The following is a 208-nucleotide window of genomic DNA, read 5'->3' on the forward strand; positions in this document are numbered from 1 at the left end:
CATAGCCTCCTTCCGGGCGCAGCGGATTCCCGCGGTCCTCGTCGTCAACAACATCGACACCCTCGCCAGCAAGGAGCAGCTGATGCCCCGCATCCTTGACTTTACAAAGGAGTACGAGTTTTCCGCCGTCGTGCCGATCTACGCGCTCACCCGCGACGGGGTGGAAGCGGTGCTCGGGGAACACGAGGCGTTCGCCGCGCCCTCACCC

Annotated in this window: 1 pseudogene; it reads left to right on the top strand. The window is 64.9% G+C overall.

The features are described 5' to 3' along the window. A pseudogene (locus NE609_RS17510) lies at positions 1-208 on the top strand (GTPase Era); the annotation flags it as partial.

Source organism: Anaerotruncus sp. DFI.9.16, from assembly GCF_024461615.1.
Taxonomy (GTDB): Bacteria; Bacillota; Clostridia; order Oscillospirales; family Ruminococcaceae; genus Anaerotruncus; species Anaerotruncus massiliensis.